This is a genomic window from Stutzerimonas sp. S1 (genome assembly GCF_025966695.1).
Classification (GTDB): domain Bacteria; phylum Pseudomonadota; class Gammaproteobacteria; order Pseudomonadales; family Pseudomonadaceae; genus Stutzerimonas.
Map to the genome: position 1 here is coordinate 277168 of NZ_JAOEIY010000006.1, position 22883 is coordinate 300050.

The 22883-nt window shown below is 64.2% G+C and carries 20 protein-coding genes; 13 read left to right on the forward strand and 7 right to left on the reverse strand.

Going from position 1 to position 22883, the window contains the following annotated elements; translation table 11 throughout:
* The first annotated feature begins 213 nt into the window (after positions 1-213).
* The 4 genes from N8H22_RS14950 (at position 214) to N8H22_RS14965 (ending at position 2229) form a co-directional block, all read left to right on the forward strand.
* The gene (locus tag N8H22_RS14950) at positions 214-396 is read left to right on the forward strand and encodes a CPXCG motif-containing cysteine-rich protein (protein ID WP_264591300.1); all 183 of its coding nucleotides are present in this window, start codon (positions 214-216) and stop codon (positions 394-396) included.
* Entirely contained in the window at positions 396-656 is a 261-nt protein-coding gene (locus N8H22_RS14955; protein WP_264591301.1) for a DUF2007 domain-containing protein, read from the forward strand. The genes N8H22_RS14950 and N8H22_RS14955 overlap by 1 nt, the downstream gene beginning before the upstream one ends.
* A gap of 11 nt (positions 657-667) precedes the next feature.
* Positions 668-1288, forward strand: coding sequence for an SOS response-associated peptidase (locus N8H22_RS14960; protein ID WP_264591302.1), 621 nt, complete (start codon positions 668-670; stop codon positions 1286-1288).
* Between the two features lie 125 nt (positions 1289-1413).
* Complete coding sequence (locus tag N8H22_RS14965; protein WP_264591303.1) at positions 1414-2229, forward strand: M48 family metallopeptidase; 816 nt, start codon at positions 1414-1416, stop codon at positions 2227-2229.
* Positions 2230-2253: 24 nt separating this feature from the next.
* Here N8H22_RS14965 and N8H22_RS14970 read toward each other — a convergent pair whose 3' ends face one another.
* The 4 genes from N8H22_RS14970 to N8H22_RS14985 form a co-directional block, all read right to left on the reverse strand.
* Complete coding sequence (locus tag N8H22_RS14970) at positions 2254-2697, reverse strand: ester cyclase (RefSeq protein WP_264591304.1); 444 nt, start codon at positions 2695-2697, stop codon at positions 2254-2256.
* Between the two features lie 85 nt (positions 2698-2782).
* A complete protein-coding gene (locus N8H22_RS14975) occupies positions 2783-3370 on the reverse strand; it encodes a TMEM165/GDT1 family protein (RefSeq protein ID WP_264591305.1) in 588 nt (195 codons plus the stop codon).
* Positions 3371-3621: 251 nt separating this feature from the next.
* A complete protein-coding gene (locus N8H22_RS14980) occupies positions 3622-4623 on the reverse strand; it encodes a class I SAM-dependent methyltransferase (protein WP_264591306.1) in 1002 nt (333 codons plus the stop codon).
* A 63-nt stretch (positions 4624-4686) separates the two neighbouring features.
* Positions 4687-5649, reverse strand: a complete 963-nt coding sequence (locus N8H22_RS14985; RefSeq protein WP_264591307.1) for a 2-hydroxyacid dehydrogenase — start codon at positions 5647-5649, stop codon at positions 4687-4689.
* A gap of 70 nt (positions 5650-5719) precedes the next feature.
* Between N8H22_RS14985 and N8H22_RS14990 the strand changes: the two genes are divergently transcribed.
* The 5 genes from N8H22_RS14990 to N8H22_RS15010 all read left to right on the forward strand — a co-directional run bounded on the left by N8H22_RS14990 (position 5720) and on the right by N8H22_RS15010 (position 15146).
* Positions 5720-6349, forward strand: coding sequence for a LysE family transporter (locus tag N8H22_RS14990; protein ID WP_264591308.1), 630 nt, complete (start codon positions 5720-5722; stop codon positions 6347-6349).
* A 104-nt stretch (positions 6350-6453) separates the two neighbouring features.
* Positions 6454-8136 (forward strand): fatty acid--CoA ligase, encoded by a 1683-nt coding sequence (locus N8H22_RS14995; protein WP_264591309.1) that lies wholly within the window; start codon positions 6454-6456, stop codon positions 8134-8136.
* Positions 8137-8367: 231 nt separating this feature from the next.
* Positions 8368-9024, forward strand: coding sequence for an OmpA family protein (locus tag N8H22_RS15000; RefSeq protein WP_264591310.1), 657 nt, complete (start codon positions 8368-8370; stop codon positions 9022-9024).
* 151 nt (positions 9025-9175) lie between these two features.
* Entirely contained in the window at positions 9176-12904 is a 3729-nt protein-coding gene (locus N8H22_RS15005) for a CHASE domain-containing protein (protein ID WP_264591311.1), read from the forward strand.
* A gap of 118 nt (positions 12905-13022) precedes the next feature.
* On the forward strand, positions 13023-15146 hold the full coding sequence (locus tag N8H22_RS15010; protein ID WP_264591312.1) for an EAL domain-containing protein: 2124 nt from the start codon (positions 13023-13025) through the stop codon (positions 15144-15146).
* A 21-nt stretch (positions 15147-15167) separates the two neighbouring features.
* Here N8H22_RS15010 and N8H22_RS15015 read toward each other — a convergent pair whose 3' ends face one another.
* From N8H22_RS15015 to N8H22_RS15025, 3 genes are all read right to left on the reverse strand, one after another.
* On the reverse strand, positions 15168-16073 hold the full coding sequence (locus tag N8H22_RS15015; protein ID WP_264591313.1) for an acyltransferase: 906 nt from the start codon (positions 16071-16073) through the stop codon (positions 15168-15170).
* A 128-nt stretch (positions 16074-16201) separates the two neighbouring features.
* Entirely contained in the window at positions 16202-18298 is a 2097-nt protein-coding gene (pta, locus tag N8H22_RS15020; protein ID WP_264591314.1) for a phosphate acetyltransferase, read from the reverse strand.
* Positions 18299-18430: 132 nt separating this feature from the next.
* Entirely contained in the window at positions 18431-19618 is a 1188-nt protein-coding gene (locus N8H22_RS15025) for an acetate kinase (RefSeq protein WP_264591315.1), read from the reverse strand.
* Positions 19619-19860: 242 nt separating this feature from the next.
* Between N8H22_RS15025 and N8H22_RS15030 the strand changes: the two genes are divergently transcribed.
* The 4 genes from N8H22_RS15030 (at position 19861) to N8H22_RS15045 (ending at position 22883) form a co-directional block, all read left to right on the forward strand.
* The gene (locus N8H22_RS15030; protein ID WP_264591316.1) at positions 19861-20346 is read left to right on the forward strand and encodes a peptidylprolyl isomerase; all 486 of its coding nucleotides are present in this window, start codon (positions 19861-19863) and stop codon (positions 20344-20346) included.
* Between the two features lie 112 nt (positions 20347-20458).
* Entirely contained in the window at positions 20459-20941 is a 483-nt protein-coding gene (locus tag N8H22_RS15035; protein WP_264591317.1) for a glutathione peroxidase, read from the forward strand.
* A gap of 176 nt (positions 20942-21117) precedes the next feature.
* Positions 21118-21714, forward strand: coding sequence for a TetR/AcrR family transcriptional regulator (locus tag N8H22_RS15040; RefSeq protein WP_264591318.1), 597 nt, complete (start codon positions 21118-21120; stop codon positions 21712-21714).
* A 59-nt stretch (positions 21715-21773) separates the two neighbouring features.
* Positions 21774-22883: an NADH:flavin oxidoreductase gene (locus N8H22_RS15045; RefSeq protein ID WP_264591319.1), complete on the forward strand. Its 1110-nt coding sequence runs from the start codon at positions 21774-21776 to the stop codon at positions 22881-22883.

Here is a 22883-nt window from a genome sequence, read left to right on the forward strand (position 1 = left end):
CTCTATAAGGAAGCGGCGAGAAAGGTGCCGGGCGGATCACGATTGCGGTCCGGACGCGCTATACAGTAGGAAGAGGGGCCACCCGCCCGAGGAATATGGGGGCTGCCCGAGCCTGCCTGTCCAGTCGTGCCTGCCGGCGATCACCACGGCGGGTCCCTGAATGGGGCTGAAACTAGACGGCGATTATAGCGACAAGTCACGTGGGAGACGTCGATGCTGGAGTCACAGCTATACCAATGTCCATATTGCGGCGAGCAGGCCGAAGCGCTGCTCGACCTGAGCGGCGGCGATCAGCAGTACGTCGAGGATTGCCCGGTGTGCTGTCGCCCTGCGGTGTTCGATTTGAGTACCGATGGTCAAGTCTGGCAATTGCAGGTTCGTCGGGAGGACGATTGATGCAGCGTATCTACGAGCCGCGTGACCTGCTGGAGGCGCAGATGCTCACCGGCATGCTGGCCGGCGAGGGCATCGAGACGTTTCTCGCCGGCGGCCATTTGGTCGGCGCGATGGGGGAGTTGCCGGCGATCGGTCTGCTCGGGTTGATGGTGGCCGACCGCGACGCCGTGCGCGCGCGCCAGCTGATCGCCGCGTACAATGGCGCGCTGCCGTTGCCGGGCGATGAGCCGGAGAGCTACCCCGGTGAATTGATCTGCTGACGAGTGTGCTTATGTGTGGCCGCTATGCCTTTTTTCGTTGGAGCCCGGCGTTCGCCGCGTTACCGGGATTTCCCGCCGATCAGGCACCGCACTGGAGCCTGGCGCCGGGTGCCCGGGTGCTGCTGTTGCGCAAGGTCGATGGCGAGCTTGCGCTGGATAGCGTGCGCTGGGGCTTGACGCCGGCCTGGCTCAGCGACCTGACTCGCACCCCAGCGCAGGCGCGCGCCGAAACCCTGGCCGAGCAGCCGATGTTCCGCGAAGCCTTCCGCCTACGCCGGGGGCTGTTGCCGGCAAACGGCTTCTACGAGTGGCGTGGCACGGCGCGCAAGCGACCGTACTGGATGACCGCCGAGGGCTCGCTCAGCTACTTCGCCGCGTTGTGGGAAGCCTATCCGGTACAGGGGCATACCTATCTCAGTGCCGCGGTGGTGACTGTTCCGGCGGCTAACCAACGGCGTCCACTGATCCTCGATGAGGCTGCGCAGGCCGCCTGGCTCGATCCTGATACTCCGCTGGAAACCCTGCAGGCACTGCTGGGCCAGCCGCAGCCGCTGCTGCGCGAACGACCGCTGGCGACGCTGGTCAACGATCCCAAACTCGATGCGCCGGAGTGTCTGACCCCGGCGAACTAGTCGCTGCTTGGGGCGTCGCTGCTGCCAGGCCTGCGGGCCGAATCGCTTGAGATGCTCGTTTCGCCTCGGTTGCCTGGGTGTCGGCCCCGCTCTAGGATACGACGCAGATTCTACGGAGAAGCTTCATGTTCAAACTGCAACCTTTGTCCGTGCTGATCGCGGCCGCGCTGCTGGCCGGCTGCCAGGCCGTCAACACCACCAGCGGCGGTGCCGTCGGTGTCGAGCGCAAGCAGTACATGTTCAGCATGCTGTCGACCGAGCAGGTCAACCAGATGTATGCGCAGTCCTATCAGCAGACCCTGAGCGAGGCCTCCAGCAAGGGGGTGCTAGCCAAGAGCGGCACAGTGACCAAGCGGGTCGACGCCATCGCCCAGCGCCTGATCGCGAAGGTCTCGGTGTTCCGTCCGGACGCGGCGCAGTGGGACTGGGCTGTCAACGTGATCGAGAGTCCGGAACTCAACGCCAACTGCGGACCGGGGGGCAAGATCATCTTCTATACCGGGCTGGTCGAGAAACTCAAGCTTACCGATGATGAAATCGCCGCAGTGATGGGCCACGAGATCGCCCACGCCCTGCGTGAGCATGGCCGCGAGGCGATGTCGAAGGCTTATGGCGTACAGATGGCGACCCAGCTAGGTTCGGCGATGGGCGTCGGTACCGGCAGCCTGCAGCTGGCGAACATGGGGGTGGAATATCTGATGACGCTGCCCAACAGTCGCAACAACGAGAACGAAGCGGATCTGATCGGCCTGGAGCTGGCAGCGCGGGCTGGCTACAACCCCAATGCAGCGCTGACTCTGTGGGAGAAGATGGCCTCGGCGGGTGGCTCGGCGCCGCCGGAGTTCATGAGCACACACCCGTCGTCCAGCACACGTACTGCGACGCTCAAAGCCAATATCCCGAAAGTCATGCCGCTGTACGAGCAGGCACGCAATCGCTAACCGTTAAGTTCTGCCGACGGCCGTTCAGTTCGTCGGCAGATGATCGGACAGCGCGCTGTGCAGCCCGAGCTGCAGCCGGAGGTTCTCCAGATCGACCAGCGTGCTGACGTCTTCGATATCGCCGGTGGAATTGAGCGTCCAGATGCTGACTGCCGCGACGGCGAGGATCTTGTCGCTCGCAGGCCAGCCTGGCAGGGGCTTGACCAGGGTGCCCATCACCGTGCTGGTGGTGATCACTTTGTGGCCTTCGCAAATGCAGTCGTCGACTACGACCTCCAGATCGGGCATCGCGCTGCGCGCTGCGCGTACCAGTTCGGCGAAGCCGGCGCTGTTCAGCGGCTGGCTGATCAGCGAGCACTTGTAGCTGAAATACCGACTCTGCAGTTGTTCGGAAAGGGCCAGGCGGCCCTTGTTCCAACTGAGGTCGATATGGGTGCAGACTCGTTTCTTGCGTCCATCCGCTGACATGCAGCCTGGTCTCCTCGGGGCGCTGGCGGTGTGCTGCGGCTGCGCACTCTAGCAGCTCCCTCGATTCGCGGATTTGCGCTGTGTATCACCCTGAGAGCATGCCGCTGAGGTTCAGCGCTTGGTAGACGGCATACAGCGCCAGCAGTGCGAAACCCGCGGCGGCGACCCGGCGAATCAGCGTCAGCGGCAAGCGGTCGGCGGCGAAGTGGCTGACCAGCACCACGGGCACATTGGCAATCAGCATGCCGGCGGTGGTGCCGAGGATCACCAGCAGGAAGTCTGGATACTGAGCGGCGAGCATCACCGTGGCGATCTGCGTCTTGTCGCCCATCTCGGCAATGAAGAATGCGATCACGGTGGCGATGAACGGCCCATATGGGCGGCCCAGCTTGGTGTCGTCATCGTCCAGCTTGTCAGGCACCAGCGTCCATAGCGCGACGGCGGCGAAGCAGGCGGCGAGAATCCAGCTCAATACGGCAGGGGTGAACAGACTCGAGACCCAGTTACCCACCGCGCCGGCTGCTGTATGGTTCGCCAGAGTGGCGACCACGATGCCCCAGATGATCGGCCAGGGGCGTCGATAGCGGGCGGCGAGCAGAAGGGCGAGCAGTTGCGTCTTGTCGCCGATTTCGGCGAGCGCAACGATCAGGGTCGGGATGAAAAACGATTCCAAGCGGATTTCCTCAAGGGCGGATCGACATAAACACCATGACATGCACAACCTCTCCGCCCCGGATGAGGTGTTCATGCCATGGGTCTTGTCAAACCGGCAGCGAAGCGTGGCTGGCACGATCGTGCGGTCGCATGCGCCATGGTCTGCCGACCAAGTATGTTGACGCGTGCCGGGCGGGCTGGGCGCTCGCCGGAGACTACTCCCCCAAGGACGGGCGCGAGTGTGCCCAAGCGCCGCGGATTTCGCAACCGCTACGCTGTGCGCACGGCACGGTAGATACGAAAACCGTCCGCCTCAGCCAGCGTCTCGCAGCGACCCAGATGGGCCTCGATCAGCGGTGGGTAGCGCAGGAAGGCATTGGCGACCAGGCGCAGTTCGCCGTGGCGGGCCAGATGGCGCGCGGCCCGCTCGAGCAGCGCCTCGCTGGCCTGATAGCTGGTGTGCACCCCGTGATGAAAGGGCGGATTGCTGATGATCGCAGTCAGTTCGAACGGTGCCGCATCGATACCATCGCCGGCGATCAGCGTGCCGTTCAGTCCGTTGGCCGCCAAGGTCATCCGGCTGCTTTCGAGCGCGAAGGCGTCGACGTCCAGCAGGAACACCTCGCTCTGTGGGTAGCGCCGTTTCAGCACGGCACCGAGTACGCCCGCCCCGCAGCCGAAGTCCAGCAGGCGCCCGCTCGGTAGCTCGTCGAGGTGCTCGAGTAGCAGCGCACTGCCACGGTCGAGACGCCCGTGACTGAACACGCCGGGCAGGCTGACTACCTGCAGCGGGCCGTCCGCCAGCACCAGGCTGAATCGCTCGGCGAGTGTCGCCAGGACTGGTGCGGCGGGTGCTTGTTCGACCTGCACCTGCCAAAGTTGGCAATGCCGTGCGCTGTCGAGCTTGCGCGTATGGCCGAAGGCAGCGAGCTGCCTGGCAGCGCGCTCGACGCCCGCGCGCTTCTCACCCACCAGGTACAGCGGCCGACCGGCGAGGCCGGCGGCGAGCGTCTGGAGCAGGTAGTCGGTGAGTTCACGAGATTTGGGCAGATACAGCACCGCCGCATCGAACGTAGCTGCCGGTGCCTCGACTCCGAAACTGCACCGGCCGGGAAAGCGCTCATCGAGCGTACGCTGTTCGCCGGCGTGCCAGCTCCAACCGAGCGCCGCCGGCCACTGGCCGAGCAGGTCATCGGCCGGCAAGCCGGCAAGCAGTATCCGGCCGGTGAACAGGTCTGCCTGGCGTAGCAGGACTTCGCTTCGGGGATCCATGAGGCCTCCGCAAAAAAGCCGGGAGCTTAGCAGCGTTCCCCGCTCGATACATCGACTGGCGCGTCAGCCGACCCGGCGTAGCGGTGTTCTGGCGAAGAACGCGGCGGCATTCTCCGCCAGCTGGCCGATGATGCGCTGGCGCGCTTCGCGACTGCCCCAGGCACTATGTGGCGTGACGATCAGGCGCGGCACATCCGGCGCCAGTAGCGGGTTGTCGTCACGCGGCGGTTCGCTGGTCAGTACATCGGTGGCTGCGCCACCCAGGTGTCCGCGGCGCAGCGTATCGGCCAGTGCCTGTTCGTCGACCAGACCGCCGCGCGCGGCGTTGATCAGAAAGGCGCTGGGTTTCATCAGCTGCAGTTCGCGAGCGCCAATCAGATTGCGGGTCTGTTCGGTTAGCGGGCAGTGCAATGTCAGCGCATCGACCTGCGGCAGCAGCTCGTCGAGGTCCAGGCGTCCCGGGCGCGGCGGCCGTCCCGGCAGGTTGCCGACCAGCACGCGCATGCCGAAGGCTTCGGCCAGGCGTGCCACCGCGCTGCCCAGCTCGCCTTGACCGAGCAGGCCGAGCGTCTTGCCATCCAGTTCGACGATGGGGAAGTCCAGCAGGCAGAACTGCCCGCTTCGCTGCCAGCGGCCGTCAGCGACCGCCGCCTGGTAATCCGGCAGACGGGTGGCCAGAGCCAGTAGCAACATCAGGGTGTGCTGCGCCACCGTAGGAGTACCGTAGGCTTGGCAGTTGCATACGGTGATGCCGCGTCGGCGCGCCGCTGCCAGATCGATGTTGTTGACACCGGTGGCGGCGACCAGAATCAGCTTGAGCTCGGGGCAGCGCTCAAGCGTTTCCTCAGTCAGTGCAACCTTGTTGACGATCGCCACCTGTGCGCCCTGCAGACGCTCGCTTACCTGTTCTGCTGCGCTTAGCGTGTGGCAGGTCAGATCATCGAAGGCCGCCTGCAGAGCGGTGAGGTCAAGATCGCCCTGGTCGAGTGGTGCGAGATCGAGAAACACGGCGCGGCAACTGGTCATCAACTGTACCTTTCGAAGGGGCCGTTGCTGGTCGACAATGCAGCCCGGCATGAATGAGCGGAGGTGAACTGTGTACTGGATGGAATTTCTGACCGTGGCGCTGGTACATCTGCTCGCGGTGGCCAGTCCCGGTCCGGATTTCGCGGTGGTGGTGCGCGAGAGCGTGACGCAGGGGCGTCGTGCCGGCAGTTGGACCGCGCTGGGTGTCGGCTGCGGTATTTTCCTGCACGTAGCCTACTCCCTGCTCGGGATCGGCCTGATCGTCTCGCAGTCGATCGTGCTGTTCAACCTCTTCAAATGGCTCGCCGCGGCATATCTGCTCTATCTGGGCTGGCGTGCGCTGCAGGCGCGCCCGCTGTCGGTTGCCGAGCTGGACGCTGCGCAGAACGTTCCGGAACGCTCGGCGGGCAAGGCATTCGTCATCGGTTTCGTCACCAACGGCCTGAATCCGAAGGCGACGCTGTTCTTCCTGTCGTTATTCACGGTGGTGATCGACCCCGATACACCCTTGCTGGTGCAGGCCGGCTACGGCATCTACCTGGCGCTGGCGACCACGGGCTGGTTCTGCCTGGTGGCCTGGCTGTTCAGCCGAGCGCGCGTACGCGCTGGCTTTGCGCGCATGGGGCACTGGTTCGACCGTGCGACCGGCGCGGTGCTGATCGGGCTCGGTGCTCGTCTGGCTTTCAGTGAAATGCGCTAGAGCCACGCCATGTGGGCAAAAGAAAATCCTCCTTTGGACTGATTTAGCGGTGCCCCTGACGCTCTAGAGTGCAGCCTACAACTCCAAGAAAACAGGATGCCCTCATGTTGCAGACCCGTGTGATCAAGCCGGCCGCCAATGCCTATTCGTACCCGTTGTTGATCAAACGCCTGCTGTTGTCGGGGCTGCGCTACGAGCGCAGCCGCGAGATCGTCTATCGCGACCAGCTGCGTTTCGACTATCGCACCCTCAATGAGCGCATCGCGCGGTTGGCCAATGTGCTGACCGAGGCCGGCGTCAAGCCGGGCGACACCGTGGCGGTGATGGACTGGGACAGTCATCGCTACCTCGAGTGCATGTTCGCCATCCCGATGATTGGCGCCGTGGTACACACCATCAACGTGCGCCTTTCGCCAGACCAGATCCTCTACACCATGAATCATGCCGAGGATCGCTTCGTACTGGTGAACAGCGAGTTCGTGCCGCTGTATCAGGCGATCGCCGGGCAGCTGACCACGGTGCAGAAGACGCTGCTGCTCAGCGATGGCGGTGCGCACGAGGTGGGACTGCCCGATTGTGTCGGCGAGTACGAGAGCCTGCTGGCCGCCGCCGCGCCGAGCTACGATTTCCCCGACTTCGACGAGGACTCGGTCGCCACCACCTTTTACACCACCGGCACCACCGGCAATCCGAAGGGCGTCTACTTCACGCACCGCCAACTGGTGCTGCATACCCTGGCGGCGGCAGTGACCGTCAGCGCGCGGGAGAATCCGCGGCTGATGGGTTCCGGCGACGTCTACATGCCGATCACGCCGATGTTCCACGTGCATGCCTGGGGCCTGCCTTACGTCGCCACCATGCTCGGCCTCAAGCAGGTCTATCCCGGGCGCTACGACCCGGATTTCCTCATCGAACTATGGCGCCGCGAGCAGGTGACCTTCTCCCATTGCGTGCCGACCATCGTGCAGATGCTGCTCAATGCCAAGGCCGCCCAGGGTGTCGACTTCAGTGGCTGGAAGATCACCATTGGCGGTAGCGCGCTGACCCGCGGGCTCTACGACACCGCCAAGTCCCGCGGAATGAACCTGATCGCCGCCTACGGCATGTCGGAAACCTGCCCGCTGATCTCCGGTGCGCACATCAATGACGAGTTGCTCGCCGCCGACGACGAAACCCGCAGCCGCTATCACCTCAAGGCAGGCGTACCGGTAGTGCTGGTGGATGCCGCGATCCAGGCTCCGGATGGCAGTTTCCTGCCGGCCGATGGCCAGTCACAGGGCGAGCTGGTGCTGCGCGCGCCCTGGCTGACCCAGGGCTATTTCAATGAGCCGGAAAAGAGCGAGGAACTCTGGGCCGGTGGCTGGCTGCATACCGGTGACGTGGCGGTGATCGATGAGATGAGCAACATCGACATCCGCGACCGACTCAAGGACGTGATCAAGACCGGCGGCGAGTGGCTTTCCTCCCTGGCACTCGAGGGCCTGATCAGCCGCCACGAGGCGGTGCGCGAGGTGGCCGTGGTCGGCGTGCCGGATGAGCGCTGGGGCGAACGTCCGTTCGCACTGCTGGTGCTTGGCGAGGGCCAGAAGCTGACGGCGCAGGAGCTCAAGGCGTTTCTCGAGCCGGCGGTGGCGCAGGGGCATATCAACAAATGGGCGATCCCACAGCAGATCGCCGTGGTTGGCGAAATCCCCAAGACCAGCGTCGGCAAGCTGGACAAGAAACGCATCCGGCAGGAGATCGCACGCTGGCTGGAGGCGGGCAGCACGGCGATTTCCTCGCTCTGATGATGGCCCATGCCGGCTGACCCACGCGCCAGCGCGGTTCAGTCCGGCGCCGCAGCTGCAGCCCGGCTCTGCACATCCGGGCTGCAGCTGCGGCGGCAGACATGCTGCGGCAGCTTTTCCGGCGCCGTTCCTGTTTGCCGAGGTTTCCGGTGTTAATCTAGCCGCGCATTGCGACCCGTCCTCGAACGAGCGGACGACGGGCTGATTACCGACGAAATGAAGGATGTGCTTATGAAAATGCTGAGTAACCTGGCTGTCTTCGCTGCGGGCGCCGCTCTGCTGGTCGGCTGTACCACCAATCCCTATACCGGTGAGCGCGAGGCCGGCAAGGCGGGAATCTACGGCGGCATCGGTGCAGTCAGCGGTGCGGTGATCGGTGCGGCGACGTCCAGCAAAAAGGATCGCACCAAGGGGGCGCTGATCGGCGCAGCGGTCGGCGGTGCGGCCGGTGGCGGTTACGGCTACTACGTCGATACTCAGGAAGCCAAGCTGCGCCAGACGCTGCAGGGCACTGGCGTGCAGGTGCAGCGCAACGGCGACAACCTGACGCTGATCATGCCGGGCAACATCACCTTCGCCAGCAACTCGGCCGACATTTCCAGCAACTTCTACCCGACCCTCAATTCGCTGGTGCAGGTGTTCAAGGAATTCGACAAGAACGGTGTCGATATCGTCGGGCACACCGACAGCACCGGCTCGCTGCAGCTGAACCAGGATCTGTCCAATCGCCGCGCGCAGAGCGTTGCGTCCTATCTGATCAGCAACGGCGTGTCGCCATCGCGCATTTCCGCGGCAGGTGTCGGCCCGAGCCAGCCGATCGCGAGCAACGATACGGCGGCCGGCCGCGCCCAGAACCGTCGTGTAGAAATCAATCTGCGCCCGCTGTAAACCTGCGATAGCCGGCGGGGCCGCAACGGCCCTGCCTTTGCCGGGAAACCGGCGCCATAGAATGTTCAAGCCCTTCGATCTGCGGAACCTCTGCCTGCTTCGTGACTCTCAAGCACTTGAAGCACGCCAGTAGTGGCGCAGAGGAGGTCGAATGGATGATCGTCCCGCTCTCCATTCCCGCAAGCCTTGGCTGCCGCTGATCGTCACGCTGGCGCTGATGGCCGGGCTCGGTGGATGGATCGGCTGGCAATGGCATGCTCAGGAAACGCGCAATCGGGCCGAGCAGGAGCAGCGCTTCACCTTTGCGGTCGATGATATCGAGCGCACTCTGCGCGAGCGCATGCGTGCCTATGAGATGGTCCTGCGTGGCGTGGCCGGACTATTTGCCGGCAGCGACGGTGTCTCCCTCGAGGAGTGGGTGCGCGCCTCCGACCAGCTGCAGTTGCAGGATTTCTACCCGGGCATCCAGGCGGTCGCGCTGGCCCGCTATGCCACCGACGAGACGCTCGAGACAACTCTGGAGGCTATCCGCCAGTCCGGCCGTTCGCGTTTTCGCATGTATCCGCCTGGCCAGCGCGGCGAGTACCTGTTCGTCGACTACATCCATCCCACCGACTGGCGCAACCGACGGGTGCTGGGCTTCGACATGTTCAGCGAGACGACCCGGCGCGAAGCGATCGTGGCGGCGCGCAACAGTGGCAATCCGGTGCTGACCGGGCCGTTGCGGCTCAAGCAGGAAACCGAACAGAACATCCAGACTGGCGTCCTGCTCTATCTTCCGGTGTATGTGCCGAACGCTCCGGCCACCACGGAGGAGGAGCGCCAGCGCGCGTTTCTCGGCACTCTGCACGGTGCGTTCCGGCTGACCGATCTGATGGAGGGCATCCTAGGTTCGCGCAGCAGCGCACTGCAGTTACAGCTGTACGATGCCGCCGAGCCGGCCATACCGCTGCTCGCGGGGCGCGGTCCGGTCAGTACCGATGCCGGTTTCCGCCGCACTCGCAACATCTACATGTACGGCCGCAGCTGGCAACTCAAGGTCGCCAGCACGCCCGAGTACGAGGCCGTGCTACGTCACAGCAACCGAACCTTCAACCTGTTCTCACCACTGATCGCGGCAGCGCTGTTTTCGTTGCTGGTCGGCGGCTATCTGTATCTGCGCGAGCGGGCGCTGCGTGCCAGCCAGTTGCTCAGCCTGCAGTCACAGGAGCGCGAGGCACGCTTCCGCCAGTTGATCGAGCAGCTGCCGGTGGCGACGTTGTTGTGCAACGCTGCCGGCCGCATCGAACTGGCCAACCAGAGTGCCGCCAGCCTGCTCGGGAGTAGTGCGGCGCTGCTCGCGGGCGAGCGGGTCAGCCGCTACCTGCCGAGCCTGTCGGCGGATGGCTCGCTGGCTCAGCAGAGCGGGCTCGCTCAGCAGGAAACGCAGGCACTGCGCGAAGACGCGAGCCCGGTGCCGGTGGCCCTCAGCCTGACCAGCTTCAACCACGATGATGCGCGTTACTACGTACTCAATCTGCTCGATCTGCAGGCCCGCAAGCGCGACGAGGAACGCTTTCGCAATGTGGTCGAAGCCTCGCCGAATGCCTTCGTACTGGTCGATAGCGAAGGGCGGATTGTCATGGTCAACCGTCAGACCGAGCTGCTGTTCGGCTATGGCCGTCAGGAAATGCTCGGCCAGCCGGTGGAACTGCTGTTGCCGGAAGCAGCCCGTGAGGCCCATAGCGGGCTGCGCCAAGGTTACACGGAGCACCCCGAACCGCGGCGGATGGGCGGCAATCGTGAACTCTTCGGTCGCCACCGCGATGGTAGCGCGGTGCCGGTGGAGATCGGGCTGTCGCCGTTGCGCAGTGGCGACGAGCAGCTGGTGCAGGCGGTGATCATCGATATCAGCCATCGCAAGGCCGCTGAACGCCGCCTGCGCGACCAGGCCGATCAGTTGGCGGTCGCCAATCGCTACAAGTCGGAGTTCCTCGCCAACATGTCCCACGAGCTGCGCACGCCGCTCAACAGCATCCTGATTCTCAGCGACCAGTTGCGCCAGAATGGCAGCGGCAACCTCAATGAAAAGCAGGTCCGGCACGCCGATATCATCCACCGCGCCGGTCACGACCTGCTGCAGCTGATCAACGATGTGCTGGACCTGGCCAAGATCGAGTCCGGGCACATGCAGCTCAAGCGCGAACCGCTGAACCTGCGCGAGCTGCTGGCGGATGTCGAAGCGTCGCACGCGCCGATGGCACAGCAGAAAGGGCTGCAGCTGACGGTGGAGATCGCAGCGGGTGTGCCCGAAACGCTGAACAGCGACCGCGTTCGCCTGCAGCAGATTCTGCATAACCTGCTGACCAACGCGCTGAAGTTCACCGAACAAGGCGAAGTGCAGTTGCTGGTGCGCTGCAAGGATCCGCTTGGCGCCGGCGGTAGCTGCGAAGCCCTGCAGATTCAGGTGCGTGATACCGGCATTGGCATCGCCAAAGACCAGCACGAACGGATCTTCCAGGCGTTCCAGCAGATCGACGGCTCGATCAGTCGGCAGTACGGCGGGACCGGCCTGGGGCTGGCGATCACCCAGCAACTGGTGGCGGTGCTCGGGGGGCGCGTCGAGGTGGAAAGCGCACCGGGACGCGGCTCCTGTTTCACTGTCGAGTTCCCGGTGCCGCCGGGCGAGGCGCCCGTCACGCTCGATGTTCCGGCCGCGCGTCCGGTTCTGCGCGGCAATCCGGAGCCGAATTTGCTGATCATCGAGGACGATGCCGATTTCGCTTCGGTGCTGGACGAGGTTGGTCAGGGGCACGGTTTTGTCAGCACTGTCTGCGGCACCGGCACCGAGGGGCTGGCGGCACTGCGCACGCAGCGCTTCGCCGCGGTTATTCTGGACATTCTGCTGCCCGATCTCAGTGGCTGGCAGGTGTACCGTGAGCTGCGTGCCGATGAGCATCTGCAGGGCATGCCGGTGGCGATCATTTCCTGCGTGCCGCAGCCTCACGAATGGCACGACGACAATGCGCGCTATCTGGTCAAACCGGTCGCCCAGGCGACCCTGGAGCAGCTTTTCATCGAGCTGCGCCGGCAGGGGCACAACCCGCTGCGGTTGCTGCTGGTGGAGGGCGATCCGCAGCGGCGCATGGAGGTTCGCGACTATTTCGAGCGTCTCGGCTACAGCGTGACGGCGACCGGGCGCAGCGAGTCGGCACGGTTGGCGTTCGCCGAGCAGACGTTCAGCGCACTGGCGATCGACTTCGACCTCGCCGACGGCAACGGCCTGGAGCTGCTCGAGGCGCTCGAGCGCCTGCGGCCGCTACAGGGCATGTTGATCATGGTGAGCAGCCACGCGCCGCTGGGCGAGGAGCAGCTGCAGCAGCTGCGACGCTATTCGGCAGCGGTGCTGTCGAAACTCGACGGCCTGGAACGCATGGGCGAGCTGGCCCGCCGCACGTTACCGCTGAGCATTCCCGAGGCGATGCGCCTGGCGCCGCGCCCGGCGCTGGGGCATCAGGTGCTGCTGGTGGACGACGATGTGCGGCTGATTTATTCGCTGACCGCCGAGCTCGACGAGCTGGGGCTGCAGGTCGAGCCGGTCACCAGCGCCGCGATGGCGCTGACCCGTTTCGATGACGGTGCCTTCGATCTAGTGCTGCTGGACATGAGCAAGCCGGGGGCGGAAGGTGCGATGTTGCCTGGCGCCCTGAAGAGCGAGCATGGGTGCCAGGTGCCGGTCGTGGCACTGGTGGCCAGCGCCAGCGAGGCGGAGCGCCAGCGCTGTCTGGATGCGGGGGCCGATGATGTACTGGTCAAGCCGGTCGAGCGTGCGGCACTGGCTGCGCTGCTGCGGCACTGGCTGGGCCTGGAGGCGGACTCGAACAAGGCTGAAGAGGAGTAGTGTTTAGTGTGCGCTGAATTTCCTGCATACGGGCGTCGAGCCGCAATGCCGGTCCCGGGCGCCGAAGTCGGCGTTTGTCACCGTTTGACGTCACGTGCCAGTGCGCGGGAGGGCCTTCATGGGGCGTACGCAGCTTAAGGCACAGCCACGCAGTCGCACATTGCTGGTGGTCGACGATCGCGAGGCCAATCTGGTCGCCATGGAGGCGCTGCTGGGTGATGGTGACTGGCAGGTGCACAGCGTCAATTCTGGCGAGGCGGCCCTCAAGGCGCTGCTCGAACTGGACGTGGAGCTGGTGTTGCTGGACGTGCAGATGCCGGGCATGGACGGCTTCGAAGTCGCCCGGCTGATGCGGGGCAGCCCGCATACGCGCTACACCCCGATCATCTTCGTCTCGGCCATCGCGCATACTCGCGAATCGGTGCTGCGTGGCTATGCCACCGGCGCGGTGGATTTCATTCTCAAGCCGTTCGATCCGCAGGTGCTCAAACACAAGATCAACACGCTGCTGGCGCACGAGCATAATCGGCGCGATCTGCAGCTGCTGTCTCAACAGCTCGACAGCGCGCGAGCCTTTAACGCTTCGGTGCTGAACAACGCCGCCGAGGGCATTCTGGTGGTCGGTGAGGATGGTTACATCACCTTTGCCAATCCGGCGATCGCCGAGATGTTGCACACGCGTGTGGAGGATCTGCAGGGCACCTTGCTGCTTGCGCATCTGGCCGCGCCGGACGTCACAGCACCTTGGCGCGAGTCGGCGTTCTACCAGCACTGGCGCAGCGGTTCTACCTACCGTCTGCACGAGGCGCAGCTGTACAAGGGCGATGGGACGACGTTGCCGGTGGCGCTGTCCAGCTCGCCATTGCCGCGCCAGCAGCGCTCGATGGTGGTCATCGCGCTGGATATGTCGGTGGTGCGCAACCTGCACGTGCAACTGGAAACCCAGGCGGTGACCGATTCGCTGACTGGCCTGCTCAACCGGCGCGGCTTCCACCAGGCGCTGGAGTCGGCGCTGGCGCGGGTCGACCGCAACGGCAAGCGCATGGCCATCCTCTATATCGATCTGGATGGCTTCAAGCGCATCAATGACTCGCTCGGCCACGACGCCGGCGACGAGATTCTCTGCAAGGTGGCGCGGCTGCTGGAAACCTGCATGCGCCCCTACGACATCATCGCGCGCATGGGCGGCGACGAATTCACCGCGCTGCTGGACTCGTTGGATCATCCTGAGGATGCGGCGCGGGTGGCGGAGAAGCTCATCGAGCTGATCTCGGTACGTCACCGCGTAGATGGTACGGAAGTCACCCTGGGCGCCAGCATCGGTATCGCGCATTTCCCTGATTGCGGGCAGAGCGTGGACGAGCTGCTGCGCTCGGCGGACATGGCGATGTACGAGGCCAAACGTGCCGGGCGCAGGCAGTACCGTTTCTTCTCCGCCGAGATGAATGGCCGCGCCCACGCGCGGCTGATGATGGAGGAAAACCTGCGCAGTGCCATCGAGCGTAACGATTTCGAGCTCGCCTACCAGCCACAGATCATGCTCGGCAGCGGCCGGCTGCGTGGCTTTGAGGCGCTGTTGCGCTGGCCGAGCGATGACAGTTCGCAGGTCGAACCAGGGGTATTCATCCCGCTGCTGGAGGAAACTCGGCTGATCGAGCGGGTGGGCGACTGGGTGTTGCGCGAGGGGCTCAATCAGCATCGTCAGTGGCAAAAGGCGTTCGGCGAAGACCTGATCCTCAGTGTCAACGTCAGTCCGCTGCAGTTCGCCAAGGCCGGTTTGCTGGACAGTCTCAAGCGCCTACTCGACGAGTACCAGCTGGCGCCATCACAGCTCGAGCTGGAGGTGACCGAAGGCACGCTGATGCAGGATCTGGAGCAGAGCTGCGACAAGCTGAGCCGGCTGCGCAAGCTCGGGGTGCGCGTGGCGATCGATGATTTCGGCACCGGCTACTCGTCGCTGGCCTATCTGCGTCACTTCGAACTCGACACGCTGAAGATCGACCGCCTGTTTATCGCCAACATGCTCGACTCGCCGCGCGATGCGGCGGTGGTCAGTACCATCATCGATCTGGGACGCAATCTGGGCCTTGAGGTGATTGCCGAGGGGGTCGAGAGCCTGGCGCAGCGCGACTGGCTGATCGCCAATGGCTGTGACGTGATGCAGGGGTTCCTGGTTTCGCCGGCAATCGATCCTGCGCAGGCGACCGCCTTCCCGACACAGGTGCAATGGGACGCGCGTTGATACGCGCGTCGAACGAGACCGTCAGCGCGGCGGGAACTGCTCGTGCAGTGTGCGCAGTTCGGCGTCCTTGGCGGTCCAGAGCTGATTGACCCACTGCTGGAAGGCCAGTCGATACTGCTCGTCCTGGTCGTAGTTCCGGCCGAGGAACTCGCCCGGAATCTCCCGTGCCTCGATGCGTAGTACCACCTGGCGGATACGCCCGGCGAGCAGATCCCAGAAGCTCGGGCGACCATCGGGGTAGTGGATGGTGATGTCGATCAGCGCGCTCAGCTGCTCGCCCATGGCATCGACCACGAAGGCGATGCCGCCGGCGCGCGGTTTGAGGAGATGGCTGAATGGCGAGTCCTGCTGATCGTGCTTGGCTGGTGTGAAACGAGTGCCTTCGAGGAAGTTGAATACCGATACCGGGTTGGTCCGGTAGCGCTCGCAAGCCTTGCGCGTGGTGATCAGATCCTGGCCGCGTTTTTCCGGGTGCCGGGCCAGGTATTCCTTGCTGAAGCGCTTCATGAAGGGGAATTCCAGCGCCCACCAGCACAGGCCGATGACTGGCACCCAGATCAGCTCCTGCTTGAGGAAGAACTTCAGGATCGGCATGCGCCGATTGAGCTGGTACTGCAGGACGAGAATGTCCGCCCAGCTCTGGTGATTGCTGGTGACGAGGTAGGAATGACGCATGTCCACCCGCTCCAGGCCCTGCACGTCCCAGCGGATCGGGCGTACCAGGTCCATCCAGAAGCTGTTCACTGCCATCCAGGACTCGGCGATCCAGTGCATGCCGAAACGCAGCGTGCGCTGTACCGCCGATATCGGCAGCACCAGCTTGAGCAGCGCCAGAGCGAACAATGGCCAGCAGAAGAACAGGGTGTTGGCGGCCAGGATCAAGGCAGCGATGACGCCGCGCAAAGGGGCAGGAAGGAAGCTCAGCATGAAAACACTCGTCGATACACCTGATTCGAGGCGCAAAGAGTAGCGATTACGCGCTGAACTGCAACCATCTGAGGAGAAAAGAGAAACCTGAAGCCGCCGCAGCGGACGGCTTCAGGGCAGAGCGTCGATCAGGCCTTCTGGCTGGCGGCCTGCAGAGCGGTGAGGGCGATGGTGAAGACGATGTCTTCGACCAGGGCACCGCGGGACAGGTCGTTGACCGGCTTGGCCAGGCCTTGCAGCATCGGGCCCACACTCAGGCAGTTGGCGTTGCGCTGAACGGCCTTGTAGGTGGTGTTGCCGGTGTTCAGGTCCGGGAAGATGAACACGGTGGCTTGTCCGGCGACCTTGCTGTTCGGCGCCTTCTGCTTGCCGACGCTGGCCACGGAGGCCGCGTCGTACTGCAGCGGGCCGTCGATTGGCAACTGCGGCGCACGCTCCTGGGCGATGCGGGTGGCTTCGGCAACCTTCTCCACCTCGGCACCGCTGCCGGAGCTGCCAGTGGAGTAGCTGATCATCGCTACGCGCGGCGGAACGCCGAGGGCCACGGCCGATTCGGCACTCTGCAGGGCGATTTCGGCCAGCTCGGTGGCGCTTGGGTTCGGGTTCACCGCGCAGTCACCGTAGACCAGCACCTGGTCCGGCAGCAGCATGAAGAACACCGAGGACACGAGGCTATAGCCCGGCGCAGTCTTGATCAGCTGCAGGGCCGGACGAATGGTGTTGGCGGTGGTGTGCACGGCGCCGGATACCAGACCATCCACTTCATCCAGGGCCAGCATCATGGTACCGAGCACCACGGTGTCCTTGAGCTGCTCGCGCGCATCCTCGGCGGTCAGTCCTTTGGCCTTGCGCATTTCGCACATCGGCTCGACGTAGCGATTGGCGATCGCTTCCGGATCGAGGATTTCCAGGCTGGCCGGTAGGGTGATGCCCTGTTCGCGGGCGACCTGCTCGACTTCCGCCGGCTTGGCCAGCAGCACGCAACGGGCGATGCCGCGCTCCTGGCAGATCGCGGCGGCGCGGATGGTGCGTGGCTCGTTGCCTTCCGGCAGGACGATGCGCTTGTTGGCATCCTGGGCGCGCTTGACCAGCTGGTAGCGGAAAGCCGCCGGCGACAGGCGCAGTTCGGCGCGCGGCACGCTGCAACGGGTGTGCAGGAATTCCGGGTGCAGGTGCTTGGCGATGTAGTCGGTTACGCGGCTGGCACGTTCGATATCGTCGGCCGGCGTTTCCTTGTTCAGACCGAACAGGTTGTTGGCCGTGTCGTAGGAATTGGTGCTCACCGTCATCACAGGCAGGCCGCTGGCGAGTGCTGCCTGGCACAGTTCGAGGATGCGCGGATCGGGTGCGAAGTCGCTGCACAGCAGCAGACCGGCGAGCTTTTCGCCGTTGAGTGAAGCCAGACTGGCGGCGAGGATGATGTCGTCGCGATCGCCCGGGGTGACGACCAGCACGCCGGAGCGCAGCAGTTGCACGGTGTTGGGAACGGCGCGGGCACACAGCACGATCTTGCCGACGCGGCGCTGGTCGGCTTCACCGGCGTTCAACACCTGCGCGCCGAGCAGCTCGACGATGTCGCGAGTGCGCAGGGCGTTGAGCTCCTCGGCGAAGGGAATGGCGCCGAGCAACTGGAAGTCCGCACTGCCGAGCAGCGGCAGGTGTTCCTTGAGGCGCTCGATGAAGGCCGGTACGCCGTCCTCGCTCTTGACCTTGTTGAGGATCACGCCGAGCACCTTTGCGTCCTTGGCGCCGCCGAACTGCTGCGCCTGGATCTCGATGCGTTCAGCCATGCGCTTGAGGCTGTCCTTGCCCTGGGCGGCGATCAGGATGATCTCGGCGTCCAGGCTCTTGGCCAGATGAGTGTTGATGCGCGAGGTGTAGTCGGAACTGGTAGTCGGCACCATGCCTTCGACGATGACTACATCCTTGCCGGCAGCGGCTTGCTGGAAGCGGCTGACCACTTCTTCCAGCATCAGGTCCAGCTCGCCATCGGCCAGCTGGCGCTCGACCTGCTCCAGGGCCAGCGGCTCGGGCGACGGCAGGTTCAGAGTCTTTTCCACGAGGATGCACGAGCGCTCGCGGCCCTGATCGACCGGGAACGGTTGTGCGATCGGCTTGAAGAAGCCGACTTTCAGGCCGGCGCTCTCGAGCGCGCGAATCAGTCCGAGGCTGACGGAGTTCAGACCGCCGCCGAAACCGGTTGGGGCTAGAAACAGAGTGTGCATGGGTTCTCCTTCAGGGGAGCAGGGTGCTCAGGCTGCAGAAAGCGGGGCCGCAGGCGGGACGAGCGAGGCAAGACCCGGCGGCCATCGGGTCGCCGGGTCTGCGGTGCAGGCATCCCGCCTGCAAGGGTGGGGTCAGGCGTCGAGCAGCGCAAGGGTATCCAGAGCGATCTGGCGCTCTTCGTTGGTCGGCACGACCATGATGCGCGGGCTGCCTTCGACCTGGATCTCGCCAGCGACACCACGCGTGCAGCGGGCGTTAGCTTCGGCGTCGACCTTGAAACCGAACAACTTGAGGTGGTCGAGGGTGCGCTCACGGACGGCGGAGGAGTTCTCGCCGATGCCACCGGTGAAGACCAGACCATCGAGCTGCGGCAGGGCGCAGGACATCGCGGCCAGCGACTTCGCCAGGCGGTAGCAGAACACCTCGAAGGCCAGCACGGCACCCGGGTGTCCGGCGTGGCGGGCTTCGGCCAGGGTCCGCATGTCGTTGGACAGACCGGACAGGCCCTTCAGGCCGCTTTCCTTGTTCAGCATGTTGTCGATCTTGGTCAGATCCCAGCCCAGGGTCTTGTTGAGGAAATTATGCAGGCTCGGATCGACATCGCCGCTGCGAGTGCCCATCACCAGGCCCTCCAGCGGGGTCAGCCCCATGCTGGTGTCACGGCTCTCGCCGTTGACTACCGCGCAGGTGGAGCAACCGTTGCCGAGGTGCGCGACCAGCCAGCTGCTGTTCTCTACCGGCAGATCGGCCAGTTCGGCCGCGCGCTTGCTGACATAGCGGTGGCTGGTGCCGTGGAAGCCGTAGCGACGCACGCCGTGATCCTCGTAGAGGAAGCCGGGGATCGCGTAGCGGTAGGCATGCGCAGGCATGGTCTGGTGGAAGGCGGTGTCGAACACGCCGACCTGCGGCAGATCGGGGAACAGGTTGATTGCGGCGTGAATGCCGCTCAGGTTAGCCGGGTTGTGCAGCGGCGCCAGCTGGATGTTGGCCTCGATGCCGACCAGCGTCTCCTCGGTGAGCAGGCTGGAGGCGAAGAACTTCTCGCCGCCGTGCACCACGCGGTGACCGATGCCGTCCAGATGGCCGCCGGCTGCGTCTTCGACACGCGGCAGGATCTGGGCGAGGGCGGCCTGGTGGTCGGCATTCGGTACCTTGACGCTTTCCTTGCCGGCAGCACTTTCGAAGTGGATGACAGCCTCTGCGGTGCCGATGCACTCGGCCAGGCCTTGCAGCGGGAAGGTCGATTGCGCTTCGTTGACCAGGGCGAATTTGATCGAAGAGCTGCCGCAGTTGATCACCAGGATGTTACGAGCCGACATCGGTGCTCCTTGGTTCACTAAAAGTTATTGATATGAACTGACAAAACAATCTCAGGCTTCGGATTCTTGCATACCCACAGTAAAAACGATGCCATCCAAAGGTTGTAGTCCGCCTGTCGATGGCACTACATGGCGGATCGTTGTCAGACGCCTGCCTGCTCCGTTTATCCGGGCCTGGTTCGCATTCGGGGCTGCGCGCGGGTAAACTGTGTCGCCTATTTCCTCAAGCAAAGGTTTTGCCCATGCTGATTGCCGCTAACAAGGCTGTCTCAATCGACTACACCCTCACCAACGATGCCGGTGAGGTAATCGACAGCTCGGCTGGCGGCGCGCCGCTGGTCTACCTGCACGGTGCAGGCAATATCATCGTCGGCCTGGAGAAAGCACTGGAAGGCAAACAGGGCGGCGACCAGATCCAGGTCACCATCGAACCGCAGGACGCCTACGGCGAGTACAGTCCGGAGCTGGTCGCCACGCTGAATCGCGCCATGTTCGAAGGTGTCGATGAGCTGGAAGTCGGTATGCAGTTCCATGCCTCCGGTCCGGATGGCGGCATGCAGATCGTCACCATCCGCGATGTCGAGGGCGATGACGTGATCGTCGACGGTAATCATCCGCTGGCCGGCCAGCGGCTGAACTTCGACGTCAAGATCATCAACGTCCGTGATGCCAGTGAAGAAGAAGTGGCCCACGGCCACGTGCACGGCGAGGGTGGCCATCACCACTAATCGATGCGCCTTCGGGCGTTCGGTTTTACAGCCTCGTCATCGTGTGCTGTGCTAGCTGTGTAAAAGGCGCTCCGGTTGTTGCCGGGGCGTTTTTTTTGTCTGGAGACAGGTCATGAGCGCATTTCACCAATTGGTTCTGCCAGGGCTTGGCGGTCAGGAACTCGCGCTGGCGCAGTTCGGCGACAAGTTGACTCTGGTGGTCAACGTCGCCTCGCAATGCGGCCTGACGCCGCAGTATGCGGGCCTCGAACGCTTGCATCAGCAGTATCGCGAGCGTGGCTTCACCGTCCTCGGCGTGCCGTGCAACCAGTTCGCCGCGCAGGAGCCGGGAAGCGACGAGGAGATCCGCGCGTTCTGCAGCCTCAACTATGGCGTCAGCTTCCCGCTGACCGGCAAGCTCGAGGTCAACGGGCCGCAACGCCATCCCCTATATCGTCTGCTGGCCGGCGAGGGTGCGGATTTCCCTGGCGACATCAGCTGGAACTTCGAAAAGTTTCTCGTCGATAAGGACGGGCGGGTGCTGGCGCGCTTTTCCCCGCGCACCAGCCCGGATGATCCGGCGCTGATCCAGGCGATCGAAGCTGCGCTCGCCTGACTGGTAAGCGCCTTGCCGTTCTCGCCACTGCCCCGTGATGGGGCGGTGGCGCAAGACATGCCTCGTCCGGGCTGACCACCCCATCGCCAGAGGCGAACGCCCTTCCTGCGCATTAGCGGCAATAAGCATCGCTGATGATCCTAGGTCCGCGAGACGACCGGTCATATGCTCGCGGCATGACTAGTCCAACCCGCACCGACAAGCATGCACTGATCCTGGCCAAGGGCGCTCAGGTGATGATCCGCCGCGGCTATCACGGCACCGGTGTGCAGGAAATCGTGCAGGCGGCAGGTGTTCCCAAGGGATCGTTCTATCACTACTTCGCCAGCAAGGAAGACTTCGCCCTGCAAGCGCTCGAGGCGCTGTATCGACCGCGCCTGGAGCGCTACCGTGCGGCGCTGAACGAAGCTGGCGGCTCTCCCCGTCAGCGCATCCTCGCCTATTACCGCGAGCTGATCGCGCATTTTTCCCGCCAGGAAAAACCCGAGTACCACTGTTTCATCGGCAGCCTGAGTTTCGAGATGGCCGAGCTGTGTCCGCCCATTGGCCGACAGGTGCTGGCGATTCTTGCCGAGTCGCTCGAGCTGCTGGCCGGCTGCCTGGAGCAGGCGCGCCAGCAGGGTGAGATCGCTGCCGACAGCGACTGCGTCATGCTCGCCGAGTTCATCGGCAATGCCTGGGAAGGCGCACTGCTGCGCATGAAGGTCAGTGGCAGCGTCGCGCCGCTGCAATGTTTTCTTGATCAGCTGGAACTCATGCTGATTCCCCGCTGAATTTTCCGCTCGGCGCCGCCGATGGCCGGCTGCCACGATAAACACAACAGGAGTGCCGCATGACCGCTACCGTACACGCCTTGTTCCAGCCGTTCGAGCTGGGTTCCCTGCATCTGCCGACCCGCGTGGTGATGGCGCCGATGACCCGTTCGTTCTCGCCCAACGGCGTGCCGCCGGCCGATGTGGTCGAGTATTACCGGCGGCGGGCGGCGTCCGGGGTGGGGCTGATCATCACCGAAGGCACCACGGTTGGGCACGCTGCCGCCAACGGCTACCCGCAGGTTCCGCGGTTCTACGGTGCCGATGCACTGGCCGGCTGGAAGCTGGTGGTCGAAGCCGTCCATGCTGCGGGCGGCAGGATCGTTCCGCAGCTGTGGCACGTCGGTAATGTGCGGCGCATCGGCACTGAGCCGGAGGCGAACGTGCCTGGTTACGGCCCCATGGAGAAACGCAAGGACGATCAGGTCGTCGTCCATGGCATGACCAAGCAGGACATCCAGGATGTCATCGCCGCCTTCGCCCAGGCCGCCCGCGATGCCCAGGCGATCGGTATGGATGGCGTGGAGATTCACGGCGCGCACGGCTACCTGATCGATCAGTTCTTCTGGGAGGGCAGCAATCAGCGTACCGACGAGTACGGCGGCAGCCTGGCCAACCGTTCGCGTTTCGCCATCGAGCTGATCGAGGCGGTACGTGCGGCTGTAGGGCCTGATTTTCCGATCATCTTCCGCTTCTCGCAGTGGAAGCAGCAGGACTACAGCGCGCGGCTGGTGCAGACCCCTGAGCAACTGGGTGAATTCCTCGCGCCGCTGTCGGCCGCCGGGGTGGACATCTTTCATTGCTCGACGCGGCGTTTCTGGGAGCCGGAGTTCGAGGGTTCGGAGCTGAATCTGGCTGGTTGGACGCGCCAGCTGACCGGCAAACCGACCATCACTGTCGGCAGCGTCGGGCTGGATGATGAGTTTCTGCAGTTCATGGTCAAGACCGACAAGGTGGCGCAGCCGGCGAACATCGAGGGTCTGCTGGAGCGTCTGAACAGGCAGGAGTTCGATCTGGTGGCGGTCGGGCGGGCGCTGCTGGTCGACCCGGATTGGGCGCAGAAGGTACGCGAAGGACGGATGCAGGACATCCTGCCGTTCAGTCGCGAGGCATTGAAGACCCTCGCCTGA